Here is a 25,563-nt window from a genome sequence, read left to right as displayed (position 1 = left end):
TTTTCATTAAATACCCGCCGCCGCGTAAAGTCAATCCGCCGGCGAAACTGGCCGAAAGGATAGTGAATATGGTAACCTTGGGTGAAAAGGTTTTCATAACATTTAAATAACAGGAATTCCCCTTGGCAGATCTCCCCTCCCATTCCGGCCCATCGACCTTGATGGATGTTGCACGCCAGGCGGGAGTGTCGCCCAGTACGGTTTCCCGCATTCTCAACGGCACCGCCAAGGTGTCGGACGACAAGCGCGAGGCCGTGCTGGCCGCCATCACCAAGATGAATTTCGCCCCCAACCAGATGGCCCAGGGCCTGAAAAAAGGCCGCTCGCTGACCATCGGCATCGTGGTGCAGGATATCTCCTCCCCTTTCTTCGATGAAACGCTGCGCGGCGTCGACGACGGCCTCAAGGGCACCGGCTACGCGTCGGTCATCGTCAGCGGCCACTGGAACGCCGACGAGGAGGCCGAGCGCATCCGCCTGCTGCTCGCGCGCAAGGTCGACGGCATCATCCTGCTGTCGGGCCGCATCTCGGACGAGACGGTGCTCGGCTTTTCGACCCAGCGGCCGATCGTCTCGACCGGGCGCGAACTGCAGACCCGCACCGCGCTGGGCTTCAAGATCAACAACGAATACGGCGCCTATCTTGCCGTGCGCCATCTGATCGAGCTGGGCCACCGCCGCATCGCCTTCATCTCCGGCCCCGCCAACAACATGGACGCCGACGAGCGCCTGGCCGGCTACAAGCGCGCGCTGGAGGAGTCCGGCGTCGAGGCCGACCCGCACCTGATCGTCGAGGGCAATTACCACGAAGCCAGCGGCATGATGGCAATGAACCGGCTGTTCGATACACACCAGCAATTCACGGCCGTGTTCGCGGCCAACGACCTGAGCGCCTACGGCGCGCGGCTGGCCCTGTACCGCAAGGGCATCCGCGTGCCGGACGACATCTCGCTGGTCGGCTTCGATGACCTGCCCGGCTCGTCGTACACCACGCCGCCGCTGACCACCATCCGCCAGCCGCTGTACGACATCGGCCGCATCGCCACCCACGCGCTGCTGCGCGTGATCAACGGCGAGGACGCCCAGGGCGAGATTCCGCCGCTGGAACTGATCGTGCGCGAGACCACGCGCAGGGTGCGCTGAGCCCGCCGCTGAGTATCCACACGGAAAGCGGGCCTTTTGAGCATGGAAGGCGCATCCGCTTTACAATGATGAACGTTTCGCCATAATTCACTCTCGGTTTTAACACCCCAAACAAAGGAACAACAATGGAACATACCCTGCCAGCACTGCCATATGCCATCGACGCCCTGGCGCCGCACATCTCGCAAGAAACCCTGGAATACCACTACGGTAAGCACCACCAGACGTATGTCACCAACCTGAACAACCTGATCAAAGGCACCGAGTTCGAGAACCTGTCGCTCGAAGAGATCATCAAGAAATCGTCCGGCGGCGTGTTCAACAACTCCGCCCAGGTGTGGAACCACACCTTCTACTGGAACAGCCTGACGCCAAACGGCAAAGGCGCACCGGACGGCGCGCTGGCCGAAGCGATCAACGCCAAATGGGGTTCGTTCGACAAGTTCAAGGAAGAGTTCACCAAGTCGGCCGTCGGCAACTTCGGTTCGAGCTGGACCTGGCTGGTGAAAAAAGCCGACGGTTCGCTGGACATCGTCAACACCTCGAACGCCGCCACCCCGCTGACCACCGATGCCAAAGCGCTCATCACCTGCGACCTGTGGGAGCACGCTTACTACATCGACTACCGCAACGTGCGTCCTAAGTACCTGGAGACCTTCTTCAAGCTGGCCAACTGGGACTTCGCGGCGGCCAATTTCGCCTGAATGAACTAGTATCGCTGAAAAAGCCCGGCCCTCTTTGCGAGGTCCGGGCTTTTTTTTAATCCGCATGGAGACACACATGACCTACCTCGCCTCACCCCACCGTTACGAAGAAATGCAGTACCGCACCTGCGGCCGCAGCGGCTTGAAGCTGCCGGCGATGTCGCTCGGCCTGTGGCACAACTTCGGCGACACCAACAACCTCGCCTCGCAGCGCGACATGCTGCGCACCGCCTTCGACCTGGGCATCACGCACTTCGACCTGGCCAACAACTACGGCCCGCCGTACGGCTCCGCCGAATCGAATTTCGGCCACCTGTTCAAGTCCGACTTCCAGCCCTACCGCGATGAACTGATCATCTCCACCAAGGCCGGCTGGGACATGTGGCCCGGCCCCTACGGCCAGGGTGGCGGCTCGCGCAAGTACGTGCTGGCCAGCCTCGATCAAAGCCTGAAGCGCATGGGCCTCGACTACGTCGACATCTTCTACTCGCACCGCTTCGATCCGGCCACGCCGCTGGAGGAAACCATGGGCGCGCTGGCGCACGCGGTCCAGCAGGGCAAGGCCTTATACGTGGGGGTGTCGTCCTACTCGGCCGAGAAAACCGCCGAAGCCGCGCGTCTGCTGCACGAGTGGAAGGTGCCGTGCCTGATCCACCAGCCGTCCTACAATATGCTGAACCGCTGGATCGAGGAAGACCTGCTCGACACCCTGGGCAAGCAGGGCATCGGCTGCATCACCTTTACCGCGCTGGCGCAGGGCATCCTGAGCGACAAATATTTGAACGGGATTCCGGCCGACGCGCGCATCAACCGTCCGGGCGGGGGCTCGCTGATGGCGTCGCACCTGAGCGAGGAAAACCTGGCCCGGGTGCGTGCGCTCAACGAGATCGCCAAGGCGCGCGGACAAACGCTGGCGCAGATGGCGCTGGCCTGGGTGCTGCGCGACGCGCGCATCACATCGACCTTGATCGGCGCCAGCAGCAGCGCGCAGATCCGCGAGAATGTCGCCGCGCTGAAAAATCTGCACTTCAGCGCCGACGAACTGGCCGCCATCGACCAGCAAGCCAAGGAGGGCGACATTAACCTGTGGGCGGTATCGTCCGTCCACAAGTAAACCAGGCCGCTAACTGGCGAGAAGATCTGAACCACGTAGGGCGGATTAGCGTAGCGTAATCCGCCACGCTCCGCCTGCGGCTTTAGATTACTGACGCGGCGCCGGCTGCCCGTTAAGCCGCGACTTCTCCGTGCGCTCCAGCGGCACGTCGTCATCCGGCACGCTGCCGTCGTCCTCCAGCGGCACCACGTCGTGGAAATCGCCGTCCACCATCGCATCGCCGCCAGGGATGGTTTCGATATGGTCGTAACCGATGTCGGCGCCCGCCGCCACCCTATCCATCGCAACATCGCCACGCTCGCCGGTACCTTCGGCATCGGTGTCGCTGTCGAGCGCCAGATCCGGATTGCCGGCCACGTCGCTGCCGCTGTCGGAGTTATCGCTTGGGCCGAGCGAACGCGTGCCATGGCCGCGCCCCAGCACGCGATCGTTACCTGCCGGGATGTTATCGGGGTCGAGTGTACTGTCAGACATGATCTGCTCCTTCCAATGAAAACTCGATTGGACCACTGCGGCGGCGGCCGGTCCGTGCGCCCACTCGCATATAAGGGAGACGCATCCAGTGGCGCCCTATCGCCCCGATAGGAATTTTTTACTTTACAAATGTACTATTCATAGATATAGTTACTCCATACACACACGAAGGAGTCCATCATGAGCACCGTCACCAACAATCTGCTGCGCGCCGCCACCATCGTTTTCGCCATCGCCTCGGGCAGCGCGGCCGTCGCCCAAACCACGTCGCCGGCCACCGGCACGACCGGCTCCGCCGCCGCAGCCACCGGCGCCAGCACCAGCGCCACCAAGGCAGCAACCAGCAGCACCGCCGCCGCGCAGAACGCCGTCGCCGCCAGCGCTGTCGCCGCGAGCAAAGCCCAGCAGCCAACGGGCCTGACCCGCGCCCAGGTGCAAGCCGAATTCCTCGAAGCGCGCAAGAACGGCACGCTGCTGCAAACGGAAGCCGACTTCGACGTCGCGCAAACCCGCAAACACGTCGCCAACTAATCGCCCTTGAGCCGATCACCATGACCACGCATCCTTCACCACGCCCCCTCGCCGCCGCCATGCTGGCGTGCGTGGTCGCGGCGCTGGGCGGATGCGCGGACATGGGCCACATCCAGCCGCAAGCCGTCGCGCTCAAGCCCGCGCAACTGAACCCCGGCAAAGCCATCGCCGCCGCCAGCGCGGACGTAGCCTGGCCCGGGGAGCATTGGTGGGAAGCGCTGCATGACGAACAGTTGAACGGGCTTGTGAGCGCGGCGCTGGCCGACAATCCGGGTCTGCGCGCGACAGAAGCGCGCGTGCGCCAGGCCGAATCGCTGGCGGGCGTCGCCAGGGCCGCCACCTTGCCGCGCGTGGACGCCTCGGCGAGCATCGACCGCGAGCTGTATTCCGCGCACAGCACCGTGCCCGCGCCTTTGGCCGGCAACTACGCGTGGAAGAACACCGCCACCCTGTCCGGCTCCTACGACCTGGATCTGTGGGGCCGCAACCGCGACGCGCTGGCCGCCGCGCTCGACGAGGCGCGCATGGCGTCGGCCGAAGCGCAGATGGCGCGGCTGACACTGGAGACGGCCATCGTGCGCAGCTACATCCAGCTGTCGCTCGATTATGCGCTGCGCGACAGCGTGGCCGACAACCTGGCGCAGCGCCAGCGCATCCTCGAGATCACCCGCAAACGCCACGCGGCGGGACTGGTGAGCGACATCGACGTCACCAACATTGAAACGACACTGCCGGCGGGACGGCGCGACCATGAGCAGATCGACGAATCGATCGCCCTGTTGCGCAACCAGCTGGCGGCACTGATCGGCAAAGGACCGGGCGACGGTGAAACCATCGCCCGGCCGAAGCTGGCCCTCGAAGCGGGACACGGCGAAGCGGTGCCCGATACCTTGCCGGCGGAACTGGTCGGCCGGCGGCCCGACATCGTCGCCCAGCGTTGGCGCGTGGAGGCGGCCGGCGCGCGCATCGCCGGCGCGAAGGCCGACTTCTACCCGAACATCAACCTGGCCGCCTTCGTCGGCGTGCAGTCGCTGGGCTTCTCGCGCTTCCTCGACAGCCACTCGCAGATGCGCGGCATCACACCGGCCATCAGCCTGCCGATCTTCGACGGCGGCCGGCTGCGCTCCCAGCTTGGCAACCAGACCGCTATTTATGATGGCGCGGTCGAGCAGTACAACGCCGCCGTGGTGCAGGCGATGGCCGATGTGGCCAACGCGGTGGTGCGTATCGCCTCCGTCAGGCAGCAGGACCTGTTGGCGCAACGCGCGCTGGCGTCGGCGCGCCGCCAGCAGCAGCTGGCCGAACGGGCCTACAACGCCGGCATGACCGACTCGCTGAACGTCATCAACGCGCAGCTGACTTTGTTAAACGAGCAGCAGCAAATGGCACAAGTGGCGAGCAAACAACTGGATAACTACGCTTTGTTGATGTCGGCGCTAGGCGGGGGCATAAAAGTGGATTAACCGGGGAGCTTCCAAGTACAATCAATCCTTTAAAAATTATAAGAGGAGCAAGGCAATGAGCAGTTTTGAAGCGACTAAAAAACGCCTGAAAAACATCCATGCCCGCATGCCGGACTTCCCCGAGGATCTGATGCGCCTGATGCGCATGACCTACCACATCCAAAAACGGATGAAAGATTTGAGCAACGCCGCGCTGCGCAAATATGACCTGGTGGACGCCAGCTACATGGTGCTGGCGGTGTTGTATGGCTCGGACGACGAGACCTCCACCGCCTCCACGCTGGGCGAGGCTTGCATGGAGAAGCCGGCCAACCTGACGCGCGTGTGCAACGACCTGGAAGCCCAGGGACTGATCACGCGCGGCAACCGCCCGGGCGACCGCAGGTGCGTGATGATTTCGTTGACCGACAGCGGCCGCGCGCTGATCGCCAAGGTGCTGCCGGAAGTATGGGCGGCGACCACCCACGCCTATGACGGCTACGACGCGGAAGAAGTCAAACAGCTGGAAGCGCTGCTGAAACGGCAGTTGAACAATCTAGAAGCACTTACATAGACGAACCCACACCATGAACCCTCCCTCCGCCGCCGCTCCAACACAGGAAAACAAAGCGGCGGGGGGAGCGGTGAACCAGGGAGCCGCGTGGTTGCGCCCCGAGAGCGCCGACTGGTTCAACACCGAAGGCCAGCGCTGGGTCTTCGTCGCCAAGGCCATGCTGGCCGCCTTCTCCGCCTTGTGGCTGGCCTTCCGCCTCGGCCTGGACTCTCCCTCCACCGCGCTCGCCACCACCGTCATCCTCGCGCTGCCCAGCAGCGGCATGGTGCTGGAAAAAGCCTTCTACCGTTTTCTCGGCACGCTGGTCGGGTGCGCCGCCTCGCTGCTGCTGGTGGCGCTATTCCCGCAATCGCCGCCGGTGCTGTTCATCGGCGTGGCGCTGTGGGTCGCGCTGTGCACCGGCGGCGCCGCCATGCACCGCAACCAGCAATCCTATAGCTTTGTGCTGGCCGGCTACACGGCCTGCATGATCGTCGTTCCCGCGATCGACGCGCCGGCGCATGTGTTCACCTTGGCCGTCACCCGTGTGACCGAGGTCGGACTGGGCATCATCTGCGCGGCAGTGGTGCATGACGTGATTTTCCCGCGCCGCCATTCGCGCGCCGTCATGCGCACAGTGCAGACGCGCTACGCCGGCTTCATCACCTTTTGCCAGCAGGTGCTGGAGCGGCGCCTGTCGCCGGCGGACGCGGAGTTGAACCACCTGAAGTTCGCCGCCGATATCGCGGCGCTGGAATCGGGCCGCGCCGCCGCCTTCTTCGAGGCGGACCACGCGCGCTCCCAGACGCGCCAACTGCATGCCTTCAACGCCGCTTTCATGACGGTGCTGACGACTTTCTACACGCTGCACCGCCTGATCCACCGCCTGCGCGTCAATGCCGCAGATCCGGTGCTGGGGCTGGTGGAGCCGATGCACGCGCATCTGGCGCAGGCAATGAAGCCGGATCTGAGCGCCGGCCAGCTGGCGCGAATGCGCGTGGAACTGGCGGAAGATATTGCGGCGGCGCGCGCGCGGCTGGCGTCCGCCCCGTTGGACGGGCGCGCGCAGCAGATCGACTTCGACACGGCCGCCGAACTGCTGGACCGCTTCGTGCGCGACCTGGAGGAGTTCGCGGCGCTGTATCACGGCCTGGCGCGTGAGGAGCGCCAGCAGGTCAGCGATCCCGGCGCCTACACGCCGAAGACGCCGCCGGCCATCGTCATCGCCAGTGGCTTGCGCGCCGGCGCCACCTTGCTAATCACGGCCGCCGCCTGGTACTGGCTGGCCTGGCCCTACGCCAGCAACGCCATTCTGATGGCGACGATCTTCTGCGCGCTAGCGTCGTCGTCGCCGCGACCGACGGCGCTGGTGCAGCAGGTGCTGACGGGCTTCCTGATCGCCATGCCGCTGGCGTTCCTCACGGAATTCCTGCTGATGACGCGGGCCGACGACTTCGGGCCGATGGTGCTGGCGGCCTTGCCGCTGCTGGCGCTGGGCTCCTACCTGGGCACCGGTCCCAAATGGGCCGGCGTGGGCATCGGCATCGGTATGTTCTCCGCCACCTTGCTGGTGCCGGCCAACCAGATGCACTACGACGTCGAGGCGTTCATCAGCAGCGAACTGTCGCTGGCGATGGGCGTGGCGGTCGCCTACGTGATGTTCAAGGTGGTGCTGCCGGAGCACACGATGGGCCACAAGGGCCATGTCGCCGCAGCGCTGTGGCGCGAAGCGCTGGACGCCTGCACGGCGCCGCTGCACCGGCTCAAGCGCCGCTTCGACAACCGCGTGCGCGACCTTCTGAGCCAGTTGAACGCCGCCTCGGGGCCGGCGCCAGGCGACGCGGCGCGCTCGGTGGTGCGCCAGGGCCTGACCTTGCTGGAACTGGGGCACGCCGTCATCGAGCTGCGGCAGTTGATCGCCGCCTCGCCGCCCGGCCCCGCGCGACAAGGCTTGCAGCAGGTGGTGCGGCACTTGGCCGGCTATCTGCGCGCGCCGACGCCGATGCATGGCGCGACCACGCTGGAATCTCTGCTGTACGCAGGCACGGCGGTGCGTGCGGTGCTGGCCGACGCCGCGCCCGAACGCCGCCCGGCGCTGCACACCGCGCTAACCGACCTGCATTCAATCTACACGTCCTTGCTGGACCAGCTATCAACAGGAGAACCCCGTCATGCCGCGTGAAATCGAATTTTTCGGCATATTGCTACCCGGCGTGCTGCCGCTGTTCCTCGTCAGCCTGCTGCTGCAGGTCGCGTTGGACAGCGTGTTAAGCCACGTCGGCGCCTACCGCCAAAGCTGGCATCCGGCGCTGGTGCGCCTTTGCCTGTTCGTCTGCATCTTCGGCGCCCTGCTTCTGACCCTATACAAATAATCCAAACCATCTTCGAGAGCTAACGTGAGCGCATCTAAAATCTTCCGCTTTTTCCTGACCATGCTGTTGCTGGCGGCGGCCCTGTGGATCGGGCGCACCGCCTGGGACCACTACATGGAATCGGCATGGACCCGCGACGGCCGCATCAAGGCCGACGTGGTCACCATCAGCGCCGACGTCGCCGGCACCGTGACCGACGTGATGGTGCGCGATAACCAGATGGTCAAGCAAGGCGACGTGCTGTTCGTCGTCGACAAGGCGCGCTACCAGAACGCGCTGGCACAGGCCAACGCCATGCTGGCGTCGCAGCAGGTCGAGAAGGGCCGCCGTAGCAAGGAAGCCAGCCGCCGCGCGGCGCTGGACAGCTCCATCATCTCCGCCGAGAGCATGGAGACGGCCCAATTCGCGGTCGGCACCGCGTCGGCGCAATACCAGGCCGCACTGGCCGCGCGCAACCTGGCGCAGCTCAATCTGGAGCGCACCGTGGTGCGGGCGCCGGTGGCCGGCTATGTCACCAACCTGAATGTGCACGCGGGTGATTTCGCCGCCGTCGGCGCGGCCAAGCTGGCCGTCATCGGCAGCGAGTCGTTCTATGTGGTCGGCTATTTCGAGGAAACCAAACTGCCGCTGTTGAAGGTGAACGACCAGGTGGAGGTGCATCTGATGAGCGGCGCGGCGCAGCTGAACGGCCATATCGAGAGCGTCGCCCACGGCATCACCGACCGCGACGCCAGCGTGGGACGGGAGCTGCTGGCCGACGTCAACCCGACCTTCAACTGGGTGCGACTGGCGCAGCGGGTGCCCGTGCGCATCCATATCGACCAGAAGCCGAAAGACCTGGCGCTGGTGGCCGGCACCACCTGCACGGTGGTGATCCACAGTTAATCGAGTTAGCGCGAACCGGCGACGTCCAGTATCGCGCCGCTGACGTAGGACGACTGCGGCGACAGCAACCACATAATGGACTCGGCGACTTCCTCCGACGTGGCCGCGCGCCCCATCGGCAAGCTTGATGCCATCCGCGCCACGCGATCGGGCATGCCGCCGCTGGCGTGGATCTCGGTGTCGGTGACGCCGGGCCGCACGCAATTGACGCGGATGCCCTCCTCCGCCACTTCCTTCGACAAGCCAAGCGTCATCACATCGATGGCGCCTTTGGAGGACGCATAGTCGATGTAGGTATTGGCGCCGCCGTGCCGGGCCGCGCCGGAGGAGATGTTGACGATGCCGCCACCCTGCCCGCCGCTGCGCGTCGACATCCGCTTGACCGCTTCCCTGGCGCACAGGAACGCGCTCATGATGTTGGTGGCGAAAACGCGCTGCATCCGCTCGGCCGACATTTCCATCAGCTTGCACTGTTGTTCCAGCACGCCGACGTTGTTGACCAGCGCAGTGATCGGCCCCAATTGGGCGTCGACCGCCGCGAACAGGCGCAGCACGTCGGCTTCCACGCTCATATTGCCCTGCACGACGATCGCCTCGCCGCCCTCGCCGGCAATTTGCGCGCGCAGCTGTTCGGCCGCCTCGCCGTTGCTGACGTAGTTGATGCAGACGGCGTAGCCACGGCGGCTCGCCATCAAGGCCGTCGCCGCGCCTATGCCCCGGCTGCTGCCGGTCACCACCATCACTTGTTTCATCGCTCGCCTTGTAAAAAAGCCCGCTGGCGCGGGCTTGTAATCAGGGTTACTTCTCCGGACTGGTGTTTTTCAGCGCGTAGGCCACGTGCTGCCACCAATGGTCGCGCGAATCGACGCTGCGCAGGCACTTTTTGTCGATCTCGCCCTTGAACATCGGATCTTCGCACTTTTTGGTCATCAGCGCATAGCGCTGGTTTTCCGCGTTGGCCAAGGCGACCACCAGCCAGAAGACCAAGCCCGCCAACACCACCACCAGGCTCCAGGCGACATGGTTGATATACGCCCACTCGAACAGCGTCTCGATGGCCGGTGATGACTCTTTATAGAGGTGCATCACCTTGCCTTCGGCGGCCTTGCGTTCGTCGCTGATTTCTTTCATTTTCGTACCCGTTCCAAATTAAAGCGCATCTTTGCGCGGCGGGTGACACGTCCAACCACGCCACGAGCGGAGATTACCACTTTTCAGGCGCGAGGTGGCTGTTCGCGCCTGATCGGCGATTAAAACCCGCTTAAAACTCGTAGCGCGCCGACAGCTTGAGCTGGCGGCCGTCGGCCGCATAGATGCCGGCCTTGCAGGAAAACGCTTGCGAGTAGTACTGCTTGTCCGTCAGGTTGAGGCCGGACACCGCGAACTCCCACTGGCCGATCTTGCGGGCATAGCGGGCGTCGACGGTGGCGAAGCCGGGAATTTTTCCTGCGCAGCTGTTGTCGAAGTCCGAGCCGTAGCGCTGGCTGTCGACCCACTGCGTGCCGATGTCGGCGGACTGACCATCGGCCGGGGTCCAGCTCAGGCGCGCGCTCAGCGTATTCTCCGGCACCAGCACCATTTGCTTGCCGCTGTTGGCGCCTTCGCGGAACTTGGCATCGACATGCTGGTAATGCGCGCTGACGGTCCAGTCGGTGGCGATGCGTTGCTCCGCATCGAGTTCGACGCCGCGGCGTTTGGTCGGGTCGAGGTTGATGTTGGCGAAGTTGGTTGGATCGTAGAAGATCTCGTTGCTCAGGTTATGGCGGAACACGCGCGCCGTCACTTTGTGCACGGCGTTGGCGAAGCTGGCACCGAACTCCAGATCGTGCGACTTCTGCGGCAGCAGCGCGGCATTGATCACCCGCGTGGCCGCGTTTTCGTCCGAATTGGCGACGCGGTAGCTTAGTCCCGCCTTGCCGAATACCGTCAAACCATTCAGCGGCATATAGCTCGCTTGCAGCTCCCACGCGTTCAGCCCCTGCGCGACGTCATAGCCAGTGGTGGCGAAACCTTTCGGGTCACTGAAGTCCTTGTCGAAGACCTCGCGCCGCACGCCGGCCGAGACGCGGCCCTGGTGGGCTGCGTCGAATCGCAACTCGTCTCGCACGTAGATCGCTTTCGATTTTTGGTTCGCGTCCGCCGCCGAGAACGACGCCTCGGTGGTGCGCTCCCACTTGGTCAGGTCGATACCGGCCACCACTTCATTGAGCATGCCGCCAATCTGGCCCAGGCGACGCACGCGCGGCGAGAACTGAATCTGCTTGCTGTCGTAGGTGCTGGGCGAGGGGAAACCGCCGAAGAAATAGGTCGTGTCGACGGTCTTCTTGCGGTAGGACAGATCGGCCGCCAGATCGTAGTCGGCCACCCGGTACTGACTGAAAATGGTGAAGCGGTCGCTGTCAAGCGAGCCGTGATCGTCGGGTGAACTGTCCTGGCGCGGATTGGCCATGTATTGCGCCTCCGTCAGCGATCCCGGCAAACGCATGTCCTGGCGCGCGCCTTCATAACGGAAGCCCACGCGCCCGACATCGTTGAACCACTGCGCGCCGCCGCTGAACTGCGTCTGTTTGAATTCGTTGTTGTCGCGGTAGTTGTCGGTGCGCTGGTGGCCCAGGGTCGCATCGGCCGCGAAGCCTTCCCACGCCTGCGCCGCCGACACGCGGGCCTCGCCGGCGTTGAAGCGGCCACCCTCGACAAACACGCTGCCACGGCGGGTGTTCTTGCCCGGATTCTTGGTGACGATATTGATAACGCCACCGGTGGCGCCGTCGCCGTACAACACGCTGGCGCCGCCGCGTGTGATTTCGATGCGGTCCACGGTATCGACCGGAATGGTCGACAGAATCGCGGTGCTCAACTCATTTTCCGACAGGCGCACGCCATCGAGAACGATCACCAGATTCTGGCTGCTGTTGGTGCCGAAGCCGCGCAGGTCGAGATCGAAGTCCGGGCTGCCGTTCAGGCTTTGACGGCCGTAGACGCCGCCGATTTTGCGGATCGCCGAATTGACGTCGCTGACGCCGGCGCGGCGGATATCCTCGGCAGAGATCACCGTGGCGCCGATCGGGGCCAGCGCCGGATCGGCGTCGAAGCGCGAACCGGTGATGACGACCGGCGCCAGCACCTGGGCGACCTGCGCGCCGACCGCGTCTTGCGCGATGGCGGTGGCCGGCACGATAGCGGCGGCGGTAAAGCAAAGGGAAACGGCGGCAGCCAGCAAACGTGGCGCCGAAGGCGGAACAAACGCGAAGGAATTCATGGTAAATCGTTTTCAAAAGAGACATCCGCGCCTGCGTCCCCGCAAGTCGGAAGTGTACGGAAGCCGCGCACCGGTCGACGGCGCGCGCTCCCCCTGGTCTGGCCGATATCCGGGCTGGCCGGCGCGGTCGGAGCGACTCTCGACAAAGCGCGGGCGTTACCGTTGCGGGGGCAGCACACCTTGGCCGGTTCGCGGAATGCGGAAGCGGCCCTGTGTTTCCCGTTTAACCGCGCACGTGAACACATGCGCAGGCACCAGAACCCCGGCATTATACGCCTGCCAACACCGCCGCGCCCCGACAGGGGCCGGGTCCGGCATCATTCAGCATTTCGATAGGACCTATCTACATTTCATGCATTGATTGCCGGGCATTACATCCCCATAGTAGATATAACAACGATACCGGAGCAATGCCATGAGCACCACCCAAACCCTTCCCACCTACTTCCTGTCCCACGGCGGCGGCCCGTGGCCCTTCATGATGGACACCGTCGGCCACCTGTACGCAAAGCTGGACGCTTCGCTGCGCGATATCCCGCGCCAGCTGGGCGTCACACCGAAAGCGGTGCTGGTCGTTACCTCGCACTGGGAAGGCCGCGACTTCATGCTGTCCTCGTCGGCCAAGCCGCCGATGTTGTACGACTACGGCGGCTTCCCGCCGCACACCTACGAGGTGCAGTACAGCGCCCCGGGCGCGCCGGAACTGGCGGCGCAGGTCAAACAACTGCTCGACGCGGGCGGCCATCCGGCGCAACTGGACGGGCAGCGCGGATTCGACCACGGCACCTTCAGCGCCATGTATCCGGTGTATCCGGACGCCGACGTGCCGATCGTGCAGCTGTCGCTCAAGCACGGACTCGATCCGAAGACGCACCTGGAGGTGGGACGTCTGCTGGCGCCATTGCGCAAGGAGGGAGTGCTGATCATCGGCAGCGGGCTGAGTTACCACAATCTGCGGGCGTTCAACGCGCAGGGCGCGGCGGCGTCGCATCAATTCGACGGCTGGCTGCGGGCGGCCATGGCGCTGCCGCCGGCGGAGCGCACGGCGGCGTTGGTCGAGTGGGAGAAGGCGCCGGCCGCGCGCGTGGCGCATCCGCGCGAGGAGCATTTGCTGCCGCTGATGGTGGCGTTGGGGGCGGCCGAGGACGAGCCGGCATCCGTGCCGTATCACGAGGATGCGTTTATGGGGTCGTTGGCGGTGAGTAGTTTCCGCTTCGGCGGCGCGTAGAGCGTTAGGAATTACGTTCCGCGTTTACCCTTGGCGTATTCGGCGGCCTTGGCTTCGGCGATCGCTGCCTTCTCGGCCGCTTTGGCCGCGGCTTCCACCGCGTAAGTGTCCAGCCGCTCCTTGCGCGACGCCGGCGTCTCCAGCGAGATGCGGCCCAACGTGCCGCTGCGGTAGTCGCCAAGGAAGGTGTGCGACGCCTTCTCGAAATCCAGGTCGCCACCCTTCTGGCGGAAGCCGCGCTTGGCCGCCACGCCCTCCACCACCGCGATGCCGTCGAAGGTTTCGATGTCCTTGAAGCCGTAACGCGCCACCAGCAGCTGCGGGTAGTACTTCAGCATTTCGTCGGCCAGGAACACCGCCACCTCCTCCTCGATCAAGGCGTTCGAGCCGATGGCGTGGCTGGCGGCCAGCATCAAACCGTCGCTGGGCAGCGCGATCTTCGGCCACAGCATGCCGGGCGTGTCGACCAGGATGGTGTTCTTGTCCAGGTAAAGCTTTTGCTGCTGCTTGGTCACCGCCGGCTCGTCGCCGACCTTGGCCACTTTCCGCTTGAGCAGCGCGTTCATCAGCGTCGACTTGCCGACGTTGGGGATCCCCATGATCATGATGCGCAGCGGCTTGGTCGGCACGCCACGGTGCGGCGCCAGCTGCTTGGCCAGTTCCGGCACGCGCGTGACGTCGGCCGGCTTCTTGGTCGTCATCGCGAACGCCGTCACGCCCTCCTGCGCGTTGTAATACTGAACCCACGCCGCCGTGGCGGCGGGATCGGCCAGATCGATCTTGTTGAGGATTTTCAGGCACGGACGCTGGCGGAACTTGCGCAGCTCCTCCACCATCGGATTGGTGCTGGCCTCCGGCAGGCGCGCGTCGACCACCTCGATCACCAGATCGGTGTTCTCCATCTGCTCCGCCGCCTTCTTCTTGGCGGCGTTCATGTGCCCCGGGTACCATTGTATCGACATGCTCTGACCTTCAAAATCGTTCTGACAATCCGCTATTTTACCTGCTGGCCCGGCCGGGATTCGGATATCATGGGGCGCTTTTCCTTTTTTCTGACCATATAAACAATATTATTTTCACCGGAGTGCTGAAGATGAGCATAGCTGCACCGTCCAACCCGAGGGAGATCACCCTCCGCGGCATTATCCTGGGCATCCTGATTACGCTGGTATTCACCGCGGCGCAGGTCTACCTGGGCCTGAAAGTGGGCCTGACCTTCGCCACGTCGATTCCGGCGGCGGTGATCTCGATGGCGCTGTTGAGCGCCTTCAAGAACGCCACCATCCAGGAAAACAACATCGTCCAGACGATCGCCTCGGCCGCCGGCACCCTTGCTTCGGTGATCTTCGTGCTGCCAGGCCTGCTGATGATCGGCTGGTGGGCGCACGTGCCGTTCTGGCCGACCTTCGGCGCCTGCGCCATCGGCGGCGTGTTGGGGGTGATGTACACGGTGCCGCTGCGCCGCGCGCTGGTGTCGCAATCGAACCTGCCGTATCCGGAAGGCGTCGCCGCCGCCGAGGTGCTCAAGGTCGGCACGGCTTCGCGCGCCGGCGCGGCCGAAGGCAAGGCCGGTTTGCGCGCGGTGGTGCTGGGCGCCGTCAGCTCGGCGCTGTTCGCCGCCGGCGCCGCCGTCAAGGTGATGGCCGGTGAATTGTCGTTCTACTTCCGCACGGGCGCGGGCGCCACCGGCATCGGCGCTTCCGGTTCGCTGGCGCTGATCGGCGCCGGCCACCTGATGGGCATCACGGTCGGCCTGGCGATGCTCGCCGGCCTGGTCATCGCCTGGGGCATCATGGTGCCGCTGATGACGTCACTGTCGCCGGCCGCCGCCGGCGTGGAAGCCAGCGCCCACGCGCTGTCGATCTGGTCGAAGGAAGTGCGCATGATGGGCGCCGGCGTGATCGGCATCGCAGCCATCATCACCTTGGCCGGCCTGGCCAAGCCGATCTTCGCCGGCCTGAAATCGGCGATGGACACCGCGCGCCGCGCCAAGCTCGATGGCGCCGTGCTCGATCGCACCGAGATGGATATGCCGATCTTTATCGTCGGCCTGGTCACCCTGATCTCGCTGGTACCGGCAGGCTGGCTGCTCTCGAGCTTCCTGCAGGGCGGCCCGCTGTCGTCGATCGCGTTCCCGCTGGTGGCGGTCGGAATCGGCTACATCCTGGTCGCCGGTATCTTCGCCGCCGCCGTCTGCGGCTACATGGCGGGCCTGATCGGTTCCTCCAACTCGCCGGTGTCGGGCATCGCCATCTTGACGATCCTGGGCGCGGCGCTGAGCGTGGGCATGGTCGGCCGCAGCATCATGGGACCGGAAGTGGCGCAGGCGCTGATCGCCTTCGCGCTGTTCGTCACCACCGTCGTGCTGGCGGTGGCCGTCATCGGCAACGACAACCTGCAGGATCTGAAGACCGGCCAACTGGTCGATGCCACACCGTGGAAACAGCAGGTCGCGCTGCTGATCGGCGTGTTCGCCGGTTCGTGCGTGGTGCCGCCGGTGCTGGAGCTGCTCAACCACGCCAACGGCTTCGTCGGCGCGCCCAACCTCGATTCGATCTCGGACCAGCCGCTGGCCGCGCCGCAGGCGTTGCTGATCTCGACGCTGGCCAAGGGCGTCATCGGCGGCAACCTGCAATGGAACCTGCTCGGCTACGGCGTGATGGTCGGACTGGTGCTGGTGGCGATCAACTTCGTGCTGAAAAAATCCAGCAACGACAAATACAGCCTGCCGCCGCTGGGCGTGGGCCTGGCGATCTACCTGCCCAGCGCGGTGATCACGCCGGTGGTCATCGGCGCGGTGGCCGGCTACTTCTTCGAGCGCGCGTGCGGCAAATCGGCCGGCGGCGAAACGGCCAAGCGCCTCGCGGTGCTGATCATGTCGGGCTTCATCGTCGGCGAGAGCTTGTTCAACGTCGCGCTGGCCGGCCTGATCGTGCTGTCGGGCGAAGGCGAGCCGCTGGCCATCCACACCTCGCTGAGCGAAGCGCACACGATGATCATCTCGCTGATCGTCGCCACGTTCGTGGTCGTGGGCCTGTACCGCTGGTCGTCCAGGAACGGCAAAGCCGTCAACGCCTGATCACTCCGGGGTCAGGTCCACCATTTCTACACAAGCTGAACCGTAGCGGGCAAATCGCCCGCCCAACGGCACAGCACGTGTAGAATTCGTGGACCTGACCCCGGAGTTGTTTTGGGCTGCGGCCGAGTCATCGTGGAGATCTTGCGTGTTCGCATGGACAAATAGTTCCATCCGGCATAAGATTATCAAATCCTTAACCACCATGATCCTCCCATGCGCCGCTTCCGTTTCCATTTGCCGGCCGCCGCGCTGTGCGCCGCCACGCTGACGCTGCACCACGCCGCCGCCAGCGATCTGGCCGCCATCGCCAGCTTTTTCCAGACCGCGCAAGTGGGCTTGGTGACGCTTTCCCCCAAGGGCAATTATGTGGCGCAGGCCAGTATCCTGGCCGACGGCACCCAGGCCCTGGTGGTCCGCGACACCGCCGACCCGTCCAACTACACGGTCCTGAGCCGGGTCGATCCGACGATGGTGAGCATTTACGCCATCCACTGGATCAACGAGAACCGCCTCGGCTACACGCTCAAGAACATGCACCTGGGCGCCAGGACCAATCTGGACGAGTTCGCGATCGACCGGGACGGCAAGAACCAGCGGCACCTGATCAACGGCAACTGGGCGCACAATCGCGAGCCCAGCACCGGCAGCATGATCGCCAGCCGCACGCTGACCGCCGACTATGCCTTCCACAGCGCGCCGCACGACGGTTCCGACGACATCCTGGTGGAGAAATACACGTGGAATAACGTCGATGCCGCGCCGGCGTCGTCGCGCCTGTTCCGCCTCAACACGCGCACCACGCAACTGAGCTCGACCTTCGAGGGCGCGCAGCCGCAGGCCACCGGGCGCTGGATCACCGACGCCAACGGCGTGCCGCGCGTGGTCCAGTCGCGCGTCAAGGGCCATTGCATCGTTTCCTACCGCAAACCGGACGCCACCAACTGGACCGAGATCGACAACGGCACCTGCTACGAGCACCAGCGCTTCGCGCCGCTGTTCATGGATGGCCTCAACACGCTGTACGTGCGCGCCGACTACAAGGGCTACAGCGCGCCGTTCCGCTTCGACCTGACAACCATGAAGCTGGACCCGGAACCGATCATCGAAACGCCCGGCTTCGATTTCCTCGGCTCGCCCGTGATCGACGTTCCCAGCAAACGCATGCTGGGCATCCATCTCGAAACCGACGCCGAAACCAGCGTCTGGTTCAACCCCGTCATGAAGGCCGAGCAGGCCAAGATCGACGCCGCCCTGCCCGGCAACATCAACACCGTCGAATGCGCCAGCGACTGCCTCGGCTCGCCGGTGTTGCTGATCAAGTCCGAGACCGACCGCCGGCCCGCCGACTACGTGCTCTACACCCGCGCCACCGGCAAGCTCGTCGGCCTGGGCAACATCCATCCAGGCATCGTGCCGGCGCAGATGGGCGCGCGCAGCTTCCACCACTACACGGCGCGCGACGGCCGCGCCATTCCGGCCTATGTCACGCTGCCGGCCGGCAAGGCCGACGGCCCGCGTCCGGCCATCGTGCTGGTGCACGGCGGACCGCACGCGCGCGGCGCCTCGTGGGCCTGGGAGCCGGAGGCGGCCTTCCTGGCCTCGCGCGGCTATGTGGTGATCCAGCCCGAGTTCCGTGGCGGCACCGGTTTCGGCTTCGCGCACTTCAAGGCCGGCTGGAAGCAATGGGGCGGCGCCATGCAGGACGACCTGGCCGACGCCGCCCAGTGGGCCGCCAAGCAGGGCTGGGCCGATCCCAAGCGGGTGGCCATCATGGGCGCGAGCTACGGCGGCTACGCCACCCTGATGGGTTTGATCAAGCATCCGCAGGTGTTCCGCGCCGGCGTCGAGTGGGCGGGCGTGACCGATATCGGGCTGATGTTTACGTCGATCGAATCGGACGCGTCGGAGGAAAACCTGGGCTATTCGATGCGCACCCTGATCGGCGATCCGGACAACGCGGCCGACGCCGAAATGTTCCGCAAGAATTCGCCGCTGCTGCGCGCCGCCGAGCTGAAGCAGCCGCTGCTGATGGCGCACGGCGTCGACGACCGGCGCGTGCCGCTGGAGCACGGCAGGCGCTTCGGCAACGCCGTCAAGGCCAACAACGCCAACGTCACGGCCATCTACTACGACAACGAAAGCCACGGCTGGCGCAACGAGAAAAACCGCGTCGACTTCTGGAAACAGGTCGAGGCCTTCCTCGATAAAAACCTCAAGCAAGCCCCGTGAGCGCGGGCGCCCGGCCGGGACCTAAATCTCGGCCAGCGCCTTCAAATGCGCGACCACGCTGCGGCCCAGCGCCGACAGGTTGTAGCCGCCCTCCAGGCAGCTGACGATGCGGCCCTTGCCATACAGCCGCGCCACCTCCATCACCTGTTCCGTCATCCACGCGTAGTCGGCTTCGACCAGCCCCATGCCGCCGATATCGTCCTCGCGGTGGGCGTCGAAGCCGGCCGAGATGAAGATCATCTCTGGCTTGAACGCGTGCAGCGCCGGCAGCCACTGCTCGGTGACGATCTTGCGCACCGCGTCGCCCTTGGTGGCAAGCGGCACCGGCACGTTGACCAGGTTGGCGGTGATCGGCTCCGGCTCGCTGTACGGATAGAACGGGTGCTGGAAAAAGCTCACCATCAGCGCGCGCGGCTCGTTGAGGAAGGCTTCCTCGGTGCCGTTGCCGTGGTGGACGTCGAAGTCGACGATGGCCACCCGCGCCAGGCCGCGCGCGTCGAGCGCGTGCTTGGCCGCCACGGCGACGTTGTTGAACAGGCAGAAGCCCATCGGCTCGACCGGCCGCGCGTGGTGGCCGGGCGGACGCACCGAGCAGAAGGCGTTGTCGATCTCGCCATCGATGACGGCGTCGGTCGCGGCCACGGCGGCGCCGGCGGCGCGCTGCGCGGCCAGCCAGCTCCAGGCGTTGAGCGAGGTGTCGCCGTCGATCGGATAGGTGTCGCCCGGCGCCGGCACGTTGTCGCGCACGATGGCGATGGCGTTGCGGCTGTGGTTGCGCTCGAGGTCGGCCAGCGCCACCAGCGGCGCCTCGCGGTGCTCGAGCAGGTCGCTGATGTGCGATCCGATCAGCTGGTCCGCGATGGCTTGCAGGCGCGCCGGCGATTCGGGGTGCCAGTCGCCCATGTCGTGGCGCTGGCAATCGGGATGGCTGTAAATGGCTGTGGTCATGTGTGTTTTTTGCGGGGCCGCGAATGCCCTCTCACTACGCTATATCCGCTGCGCGGTTTCTCGCATAGAATCGTTCAAACGCCGCGCCTGATTCTGCTGATGCCAGACGCTAATCTACCATACATATCATGTACACAAAATTGCACGCGGTGGCACGCCAGGTCGGAGACATCATTGTCGGCAAGGACTTGCAGATACGTCAAGCGCTGACCTGCCTTTTGGCCGGCGGCCACCTGCTGGTCGAGGACGTGCCTGGTGTGGGCAAGACCACGCTGGCGCACGCGCTGGCGATCTCGCTGGGGCTGCGTTTCAACCGCATCCAGTTCACCAGCGACCTGCTGCCGGCCGACGTCAACGGCATCTCGATCTACGAGCGCGAAAAGAATGGCTTCGTGTTCCATCCGGGCCCGATCTTCACGCAAGTGCTGCTGGCCGACGAGATCAACCGCGCCACGCCGAAGACCCAATCGGGCCTGCTGGAGGCGATGGAGGAGCGCCAGGTCAGCGCCGACGGCGTCACGCGCCCGCTGCCGCTGCCGTTCTTCGTCATCGCCACGCAAAATCCGACCCACCAGATCGGCACCTTCCCGCTGCCCGAGTCGCAGCTGGACCGCTTCCTGATGTGCCTGTCGCTGGGCTATCCGGACGCCGCCGCCGAACGCGCACTGCTGCTGGGCGAGGACCGCCGCGTGCTGCTCAAGACGCTGCCGGCGGCGATGACGCCGCCCGAGCTGGCCGCCGCCCAGCTGGCGCTCAAGCAGATCCACGTGTCGACGTCGCTGGTCGACTATGTGCAGGCGCTGGCGGCCGCCTCGCGCCAGAACGGCATGTTCGCCGAGGGCATGAGTCCGCGCGCGGCCATCGCGCTGCTGCAGGCGGCGCGCGCCTGGGCCGCGCTGGAGGGACGCAACCACGTGCTGCCGGAAGATGTGCAGGCGGTGCTGGTGCCGGTCTGCGCGCACCGCCTGCGTCCGCTCAAGGCGGCGCACGGCGTGGCGTTGGCCAGCCGCGACCTGGTGCTGCAGTTGCAGAAATCGGTGCCGCTGTAGTGAAATCCGGCGTGAATTCCGGCGTGAATTCCGGCCTGCAAGCGTTGTACCGCAAAGGCAGGCGGGTTGGCAACCGGTGGGTGTTCCAGCTGCGCGACAATGAACCGGGCGAGGTCACCTTGACGTCGCGCCGCGTGTTCATCCTGCCCACACGCGCCGGCCTGTCGTTCACATTGCTGTTGCTGATCATGCTGATTGGCGCGCTCAACTACAACCTCGGCCTGGGCTTCGCGCTGACCTTCTTCACCGGCGCCTGTGCGGTGGCCGACATGTTCCTGACGGCGCGCAACCTGGCTATGCTGAAGCTAAAACCGGGCCGCGCGCCGCCGGTGTTCGCCGGCGAGGAGGCGCAGTTCGAGCTGCATTTGGCCAATCCCACCAAGCTGGACCGCTACGCCATCTGGCTCGGCTTCCAGGAGCACGGCGCGCCGCGCCAGGTGACGGATGTGGCGGCCGGCGGCGCCAGCGCGGTGGCGCTGTCGCTGCCGACGCGCGGACGCGGCTGGCTGGCCGCGCCGCGCATCCAGCTGACGACGCGTTTCCCGCTCGGCCTGTTCAAGGCGTGGAGCTACTGGCAACCGGACTTGCGCGTGCTTGTGTATCCGGCGCCGGAAACACCGGCTCAGCCATTGCCGTCGCAGGGCGCCGCCAGCGAGGACGGCCACGGCACCGTGGGGCTGGACAATTTCGCCGGCATCCGCAGCTACCAGCAGGGCGATCCGATGCGCCATCTGGCCTGGCGCCAGATCGCCCGCCACGATCCGGCGCTGGGCGGACAGCTGGTGACCAAACATTTCGAGGGCGGCGCGGTGGCCGAGCTCGCGCTGGACTTCGCCGACCTGCCGCTGCAAATGGACCTGGAGCTGAAACTGTCGCGCATGACGCAATGGGTGCTGGAGGCGGAGCAGCGCGCCCTGCCCTACACCTTCCGACTGGCGCAGCACGCCTACGGTCCGGCGCTGGGCGACGCCCACCGCGCCGCCTGCCTGCGCGCGCTGGCGCTGTTCGGACGCGAGGGCGGCGCATGAGCGACACATCGCCACGCGGCCCGGTGCAGCGCCTGGCGGCCCTGCCGCGCGACAAGGCCGACACCCTGCTGCTGCTCACCGCCGCGCTGATGGTGCTGGCGCCGCACTTCGCCCACCTGCCGTTGTGGGTCAGCCTGGCCGTCTGCGCCACGCTGCTGTGGCGCGCCGCCATCACCTGGCGCGGCAAGCGCATGCCGCCGCTGTGGCTGCTGGTGCCGGTCGCGGTGGCGTCGATGGCCGGCGTCTACTTCACCTACCGCACCTTGCTGGGCCGCGACGCCGGCGTCGCCATGCTGACCCTGCTGCTGGCGTTCAAGCTGCTGGAGATGCGCGCCAAGCGCGACCTGTTCGTCGTCATCTTCCTCAGCTTCTTCGTGCTGCTGACCAGCTTTTTCTATTCGCAGACGATGCCGGCCGCGCTGTTCATGGCCGCCACCATCATCGTGCTGCTGACGGCGCAGCAATCGTTCCAGTACACCGGCGCCGTGCCGTCGCTGGCGCGGCGCCTGCGCACCTCGGCCAAGCTGTTCCTGCTGCCCGCGCCGCTGGCGCTGCTGATGTTCATCGGCTTTCCGCGCGTGCAGGGGCCGCTGTGGGGCATGCCGGGCGACGCCCACAGCGGCCGCAGCGGCATCTCCGACAGCATGGCGCCGGGCACGCTGTCGTCGCTGGCGCAGTCGGACGACGTCGCCTTCCGCGTGCGCTTCCTGGACCAGGCGCCGCCGCAGAACCAGCTGTACTGGCGCAGCATCGTGCTGGGCGACTACGACGGCCGCACCTGGACCCGCGTGCCGCGCCGGCGCGGCGCGCGAGGCTTGCAACCCCGCGACATCGCCATCAGCGTGCGCGGCGAGGCCATCCGCCACGAGGTGACGATGGAGCCGACCGGCAAGCGCTGGCTGGCGCTGCTGGAACTGACCGGCCCGCAATTCAGCGTGCCGGGCTTCAACGTGCGCGAGTCGGAAGAGATGGAGCAGTTCACGATGGAGCCGGTGGCGCGCCGGGTGCGCTACGCCGCCAGCGCCTACGTCGATTTCGATTTGCAAGCCAATGAGGCGCCGGAAAACCTGCGGCGCTGGCTGGAGCTGCCGGACGGTTTCAACCCGCGCACGCTCGCGCTGGCGCAACAGCTAAAGCAAGCCGCGCAGTCGGCGGACGCCCGCCAGCTATCGCAGCAAGTGCTGTCGATGTTCCGCCGCGACACCTTCAGCTACACCTTGCAGCCGCCGTTGGCCGGACGCGACATGGTCGACGACTTCCTGTTCATCACCAAGGCCGGCTTTTGCGAACACTATTCGGGCGCCTACGTGGTGCTGATGCGCGCCATGGGTGTGCCGGCGCGCGTGGTCACCGGCTACCAGGGGGAGAAATGAACCCGCTCGACGGCTACCTGACGGTGCGCCAGTCCGACGCCCACGCCTGGGCCGAGATCTGGGTGCCGTCGCAGGGCTGGCGCCGGGTCGATCCCACCGGCGCGGTCGCGCCCGAGCGCATCGCCCGCAACCTGGCGCGGGCATTGCCGACGCCGGCCGGGTTCGGCTTCGGCCAGTTCATCGAACTGCAAAACGATCCCGATTCGTGGCTGGCGCAACTCAGATTCCGCTATGCCGCGTTGAATAATTCTTGGAATCAATGGGTCCTGGATTACAATCCAGACAGGCAGCGAAGTTTCCTTGCGGAACTAGGTTCGGTGTTCGGCAACTGGCGCAGCGCACTTGGCGCGGCCCTGGTCTGCGCGTTGGCCTGGCTGCTGCATTGGCGGCGGCAACGCCGGCCGGCCGCGCCGCTCGACGGACTGTACCAGGCCTTCTGTCGGCTGCAGGCGCGTCACGGTTATGCGCGGCGCCCCGATGAGGGCCCGCTCAGCTATGCTGCCCGTCTGCGGGACATGCCCGCCAGCGCGGACAAACACGCGGCGATGGAGACATTTTTAACCCTGTACGGCGCGCTCAAATACGGCGGCGCCGGGGCCGAACAACGAACGGCGTCGCTCAAGACGCTGAAAACACTGTTACCTTTATGCCGATGAAGACTTTGATCACCCCCCTGCTGGCCGCCGCGCTGCTGGCCGCCACCGGCGCCAGCCACGCACAGGTCGACCGCTACGGCTACAAGCTGCCGCCCAGCATGCAGCAAAAAGCCAAGAAGAAGGCCGCTCCCGTCAAAAAGAAAGCCGTGCCGGCCATCGACTACGTCGGCGAATACGTCAACTTCGGCGAATGGAAGGAAGTGCGCGCCTTCCTTGACGATGTCGCCACCCGCAACGGCTTCGACCGCAAGGAGCTGGACAGCTTGATGGCCCAGGTGCGCTATGTCGACGCCACGGTGCAGCTGGTGAAGCCGGCGCCGCCGGGCAAGCCGAAAAACTGGAACGCCTACCGGGCGCTGACGATCGAGTCGACGCGGATCGACGGCGGCGTCAAGTTCTGGAACGACAACGCCGACGCGCTCAACCGCGCCGAGGCGCTGTACGGCATCCCGGCCGAGATTATTGTCGGCATCATCGGCGTCGAGACCGTGTACGGCCGCGTCACCGGCCGTTTCCGCGTCGTCGACGCGCTCACCACCTTGGCGTTCTCGTATCCGGAGGCGCCGCAGCGCGCCGCCCGGATGGAATTCTTCCGTGGCGAGCTGGAGGCGACGCTGGTATTCGCGCGCCGCGACGGCGTCGACCCGTTGTCGCTGCGCGGCTCGTTCGCCGGCGCGATGGGCATGCCGCAGTTCATGCCGAGCAGCCTGATCAAATATGCGGTCGACTTCGACGGCAGCGGCCACATCGACCTGCTCGGCTCCAGCACCGACGCCATCGGCAGCGTGGCCGCCTTCCTGGCGGCGCATGGCTGGGAGCGCGAGAACGGCGGACCGCTGGTGTATGCGGCCACGGCCTCGCCCAACAAGGCCTGGGAACCGATGCTGCAACAGGGCCTGACGGCAAAATATTCGCCGCAGGACTTGATAGCGGCGGGAGTCACCACCACTGTACCGGTGCCGGAGCAACAGACCTATGGTCTCGTTGATCTGCAAAACGGCGCCGACCCAACCGAATACTGGTTGGCCAACAGTAATTTCTTTGCAATTACGCAGTACAACCGCAGCTATTTCTACGCAATGTCGGTCATCGAGCTGGGCCGCGCGGTGCGGCTGGCGCGTGGCGGACTGTAGAAAAGGCGCACGTTAAAGGCGCGCGGACGCGTGTAAGGACGGCGATGAGGGATGTAAGCAACCGTAACGGCTGTTGTAGCCCTAACTTGCACGCGGTATTGTTTAGTTGACACTTGGAAATTAATCATCCAAACTGGCCGCTAAAGCATGAAATTATAAGCATCTATACAACGGAATTGCCTTATAATTAACTTTAGTTGCTAAATAATAGCGTGCGCCATAGGCTAGCACAAGACTCGGTGTATAATTCTCACACAATGTTGCATCGGGACAACAATATACGACTATGCAGTTTTTTTCTATTGCTGTCGGGTATTACATTGCGAGATGTTGTATAATTGTGTATATATTATGAAACTTGTTA

21 protein-coding genes, 1 pseudogene and 1 riboswitch are annotated in these 25,563 nt (G+C 65.1%); of the genes and pseudogenes, 16 read left to right on the top strand and 6 right to left on the bottom strand.

The window, feature by feature from the left end; all coding sequences use genetic code 11:
- Positions 1–161: 161 nt before the first annotated feature.
- The 3 genes from AC0IYS_RS08630 (at position 162) to mgrA (ending at position 2,960) form a co-directional block, all read left to right on the top strand.
- Entirely contained in the window at positions 162–1,142 is a 981-nt protein-coding gene (locus tag AC0IYS_RS08630; RefSeq protein WP_471708825.1) for a LacI family DNA-binding transcriptional regulator, read from the top strand.
- 125 nt (positions 1,143–1,267) lie between these two features.
- Complete coding sequence (gene sodB, locus AC0IYS_RS08625; RefSeq protein ID WP_471704769.1) at positions 1,268–1,846, top strand: superoxide dismutase [Fe]; 579 nt, start codon at positions 1,268–1,270, stop codon at positions 1,844–1,846.
- 76 nt (positions 1,847–1,922) lie between these two features.
- Complete coding sequence (gene mgrA / locus AC0IYS_RS08620) at positions 1,923–2,960, top strand: L-glyceraldehyde 3-phosphate reductase (protein WP_090315519.1); 1,038 nt, start codon at positions 1,923–1,925, stop codon at positions 2,958–2,960.
- Between the two features lie 87 nt (positions 2,961–3,047).
- Here the strand turns inward: mgrA and AC0IYS_RS08615 are convergent, their stop codons facing one another.
- The gene (locus AC0IYS_RS08615; protein ID WP_471704768.1) at positions 3,048–3,434 is read right to left on the bottom strand and encodes a hypothetical protein; all 387 of its coding nucleotides are present in this window, start codon (positions 3,432–3,434) and stop codon (positions 3,048–3,050) included.
- 180 nt (positions 3,435–3,614) lie between these two features.
- Between AC0IYS_RS08615 and AC0IYS_RS08610 the strand changes: the two genes are divergently transcribed.
- The 6 genes from AC0IYS_RS08610 to AC0IYS_RS08585 are packed head-to-tail and all read left to right on the top strand — an operon-like array spanning position 3,615 to position 9,217.
- Positions 3,615–3,965, top strand: coding sequence for a DUF4148 domain-containing protein (locus AC0IYS_RS08610; protein WP_471704767.1), 351 nt, complete (start codon positions 3,615–3,617; stop codon positions 3,963–3,965).
- 20 nt (positions 3,966–3,985) lie between these two features.
- The gene (locus tag AC0IYS_RS08605; RefSeq protein WP_471704766.1) at positions 3,986–5,428 is read left to right on the top strand and encodes an efflux transporter outer membrane subunit; all 1,443 of its coding nucleotides are present in this window, start codon (positions 3,986–3,988) and stop codon (positions 5,426–5,428) included.
- A 55-nt stretch (positions 5,429–5,483) separates the two neighbouring features.
- A complete protein-coding gene (locus tag AC0IYS_RS08600) occupies positions 5,484–5,981 on the top strand; it encodes a MarR family winged helix-turn-helix transcriptional regulator (protein ID WP_471704765.1) in 498 nt (165 codons plus the stop codon).
- Between the two features lie 13 nt (positions 5,982–5,994).
- A complete protein-coding gene (locus AC0IYS_RS08595; protein WP_471704764.1) occupies positions 5,995–8,142 on the top strand; it encodes an FUSC family protein in 2,148 nt (715 codons plus the stop codon).
- A complete protein-coding gene (locus AC0IYS_RS08590) occupies positions 8,132–8,332 on the top strand; it encodes a DUF1656 domain-containing protein (RefSeq protein WP_471704763.1) in 201 nt (66 codons plus the stop codon). The genes AC0IYS_RS08595 and AC0IYS_RS08590 overlap by 11 nt, the downstream gene beginning before the upstream one ends.
- A 24-nt stretch (positions 8,333–8,356) precedes the next feature.
- Positions 8,357–9,217 (top strand): efflux RND transporter periplasmic adaptor subunit, encoded by an 861-nt coding sequence (locus AC0IYS_RS08585; protein ID WP_471704762.1) that lies wholly within the window; start codon positions 8,357–8,359, stop codon positions 9,215–9,217.
- 5 nt (positions 9,218–9,222) lie between these two features.
- On the opposite strand, the gene AC0IYS_RS08580 is transcribed toward AC0IYS_RS08585, so the two are convergent.
- From AC0IYS_RS08580 to AC0IYS_RS08570, 3 genes are all read right to left on the bottom strand, one after another.
- Positions 9,223–9,969: an SDR family oxidoreductase gene (locus tag AC0IYS_RS08580; RefSeq protein ID WP_471704761.1), complete on the bottom strand. Its 747-nt coding sequence runs from the start codon at positions 9,967–9,969 to the stop codon at positions 9,223–9,225.
- 46 nt (positions 9,970–10,015) lie between these two features.
- On the bottom strand, positions 10,016–10,348 hold the full coding sequence (locus AC0IYS_RS08575) for a hypothetical protein (RefSeq protein ID WP_471704760.1): 333 nt from the start codon (positions 10,346–10,348) through the stop codon (positions 10,016–10,018).
- Between the two features lie 130 nt (positions 10,349–10,478).
- Positions 10,479–12,476: a TonB-dependent receptor gene (locus AC0IYS_RS08570; RefSeq protein WP_471704759.1), complete on the bottom strand. Its 1,998-nt coding sequence runs from the start codon at positions 12,474–12,476 to the stop codon at positions 10,479–10,481.
- A gap of 83 nt (positions 12,477–12,559) precedes the next feature.
- Positions 12,560–12,750: riboswitch (cobalamin riboswitch) on the bottom strand.
- 141 nt (positions 12,751–12,891) lie between these two features.
- Between AC0IYS_RS08570 and AC0IYS_RS08565 the strand changes: the two genes are divergently transcribed.
- Positions 12,892–13,704 carry a DODA-type extradiol aromatic ring-opening family dioxygenase gene (locus tag AC0IYS_RS08565; RefSeq protein WP_471704758.1) on the top strand — a complete coding sequence of 271 codons (813 nt, stop codon included), beginning with the start codon at positions 12,892–12,894 and terminating at the stop codon, positions 13,702–13,704.
- Between the two features lie 11 nt (positions 13,705–13,715).
- Here the strand turns inward: AC0IYS_RS08565 and ylqF are convergent, their stop codons facing one another.
- Positions 13,716–14,666 (bottom strand): ribosome biogenesis GTPase YlqF, encoded by a 951-nt coding sequence (gene ylqF / locus AC0IYS_RS08560; RefSeq protein ID WP_471704757.1) that lies wholly within the window; start codon positions 14,664–14,666, stop codon positions 13,716–13,718.
- 131 nt (positions 14,667–14,797) lie between these two features.
- Here ylqF and AC0IYS_RS08555 point away from each other — a divergent pair, with 131 nt between their 5' ends.
- Positions 14,798–16,783, top strand: a complete 1,986-nt coding sequence (locus AC0IYS_RS08555; protein WP_471704756.1) for an OPT family oligopeptide transporter — start codon at positions 14,798–14,800, stop codon at positions 16,781–16,783.
- Between the two features lie 213 nt (positions 16,784–16,996).
- Entirely contained in the window at positions 16,997–19,012 is a 2,016-nt protein-coding gene (locus tag AC0IYS_RS08550) for an alpha/beta hydrolase family protein (RefSeq protein ID WP_471704755.1), read from the top strand.
- Positions 19,013–19,033: 21 nt separating this feature from the next.
- On the opposite strand, the gene AC0IYS_RS08545 is transcribed toward AC0IYS_RS08550, so the two are convergent.
- Positions 19,034–19,960 carry a histone deacetylase family protein gene (locus tag AC0IYS_RS08545; RefSeq protein ID WP_471704754.1) on the bottom strand — a complete coding sequence of 309 codons (927 nt, stop codon included), beginning with the start codon at positions 19,958–19,960 and terminating at the stop codon, positions 19,034–19,036.
- Positions 19,961–20,088: 128 nt separating this feature from the next.
- Between AC0IYS_RS08545 and AC0IYS_RS08540 the strand changes: the two genes are divergently transcribed.
- The 4 genes and pseudogenes from AC0IYS_RS08540 to mltB all read left to right on the top strand — a co-directional run bounded on the left by AC0IYS_RS08540 (position 20,089) and on the right by mltB (position 25,199).
- Complete coding sequence (locus AC0IYS_RS08540; RefSeq protein WP_471704753.1) at positions 20,089–21,009, top strand: AAA family ATPase; 921 nt, start codon at positions 20,089–20,091, stop codon at positions 21,007–21,009.
- Between the two features lie 11 nt (positions 21,010–21,020).
- On the top strand, positions 21,021–22,037 hold the full coding sequence (locus tag AC0IYS_RS08535) for a DUF58 domain-containing protein (protein ID WP_471704752.1): 1,017 nt from the start codon (positions 21,021–21,023) through the stop codon (positions 22,035–22,037).
- A pseudogene (locus AC0IYS_RS08530) lies at positions 22,034–24,066 on the top strand (transglutaminase TgpA family protein). Before AC0IYS_RS08535 ends, AC0IYS_RS08530 begins: the two are co-directional and overlap by 4 nt.
- Positions 24,063–25,199 (top strand): lytic murein transglycosylase B, encoded by a 1,137-nt coding sequence (gene mltB, locus AC0IYS_RS08525; protein WP_471704751.1) that lies wholly within the window; start codon positions 24,063–24,065, stop codon positions 25,197–25,199. Before AC0IYS_RS08530 ends, mltB begins: the two are co-directional and overlap by 4 nt.
- Positions 25,200–25,563 lie beyond the last annotated feature (364 nt).

The sequence above is a fragment of the Duganella sp. AC237 genome (assembly GCF_979254035.1).
Note: the sequence above shows the minus strand (reverse complement) of the source record. Positions and strands in the feature narration are given on the sequence as shown.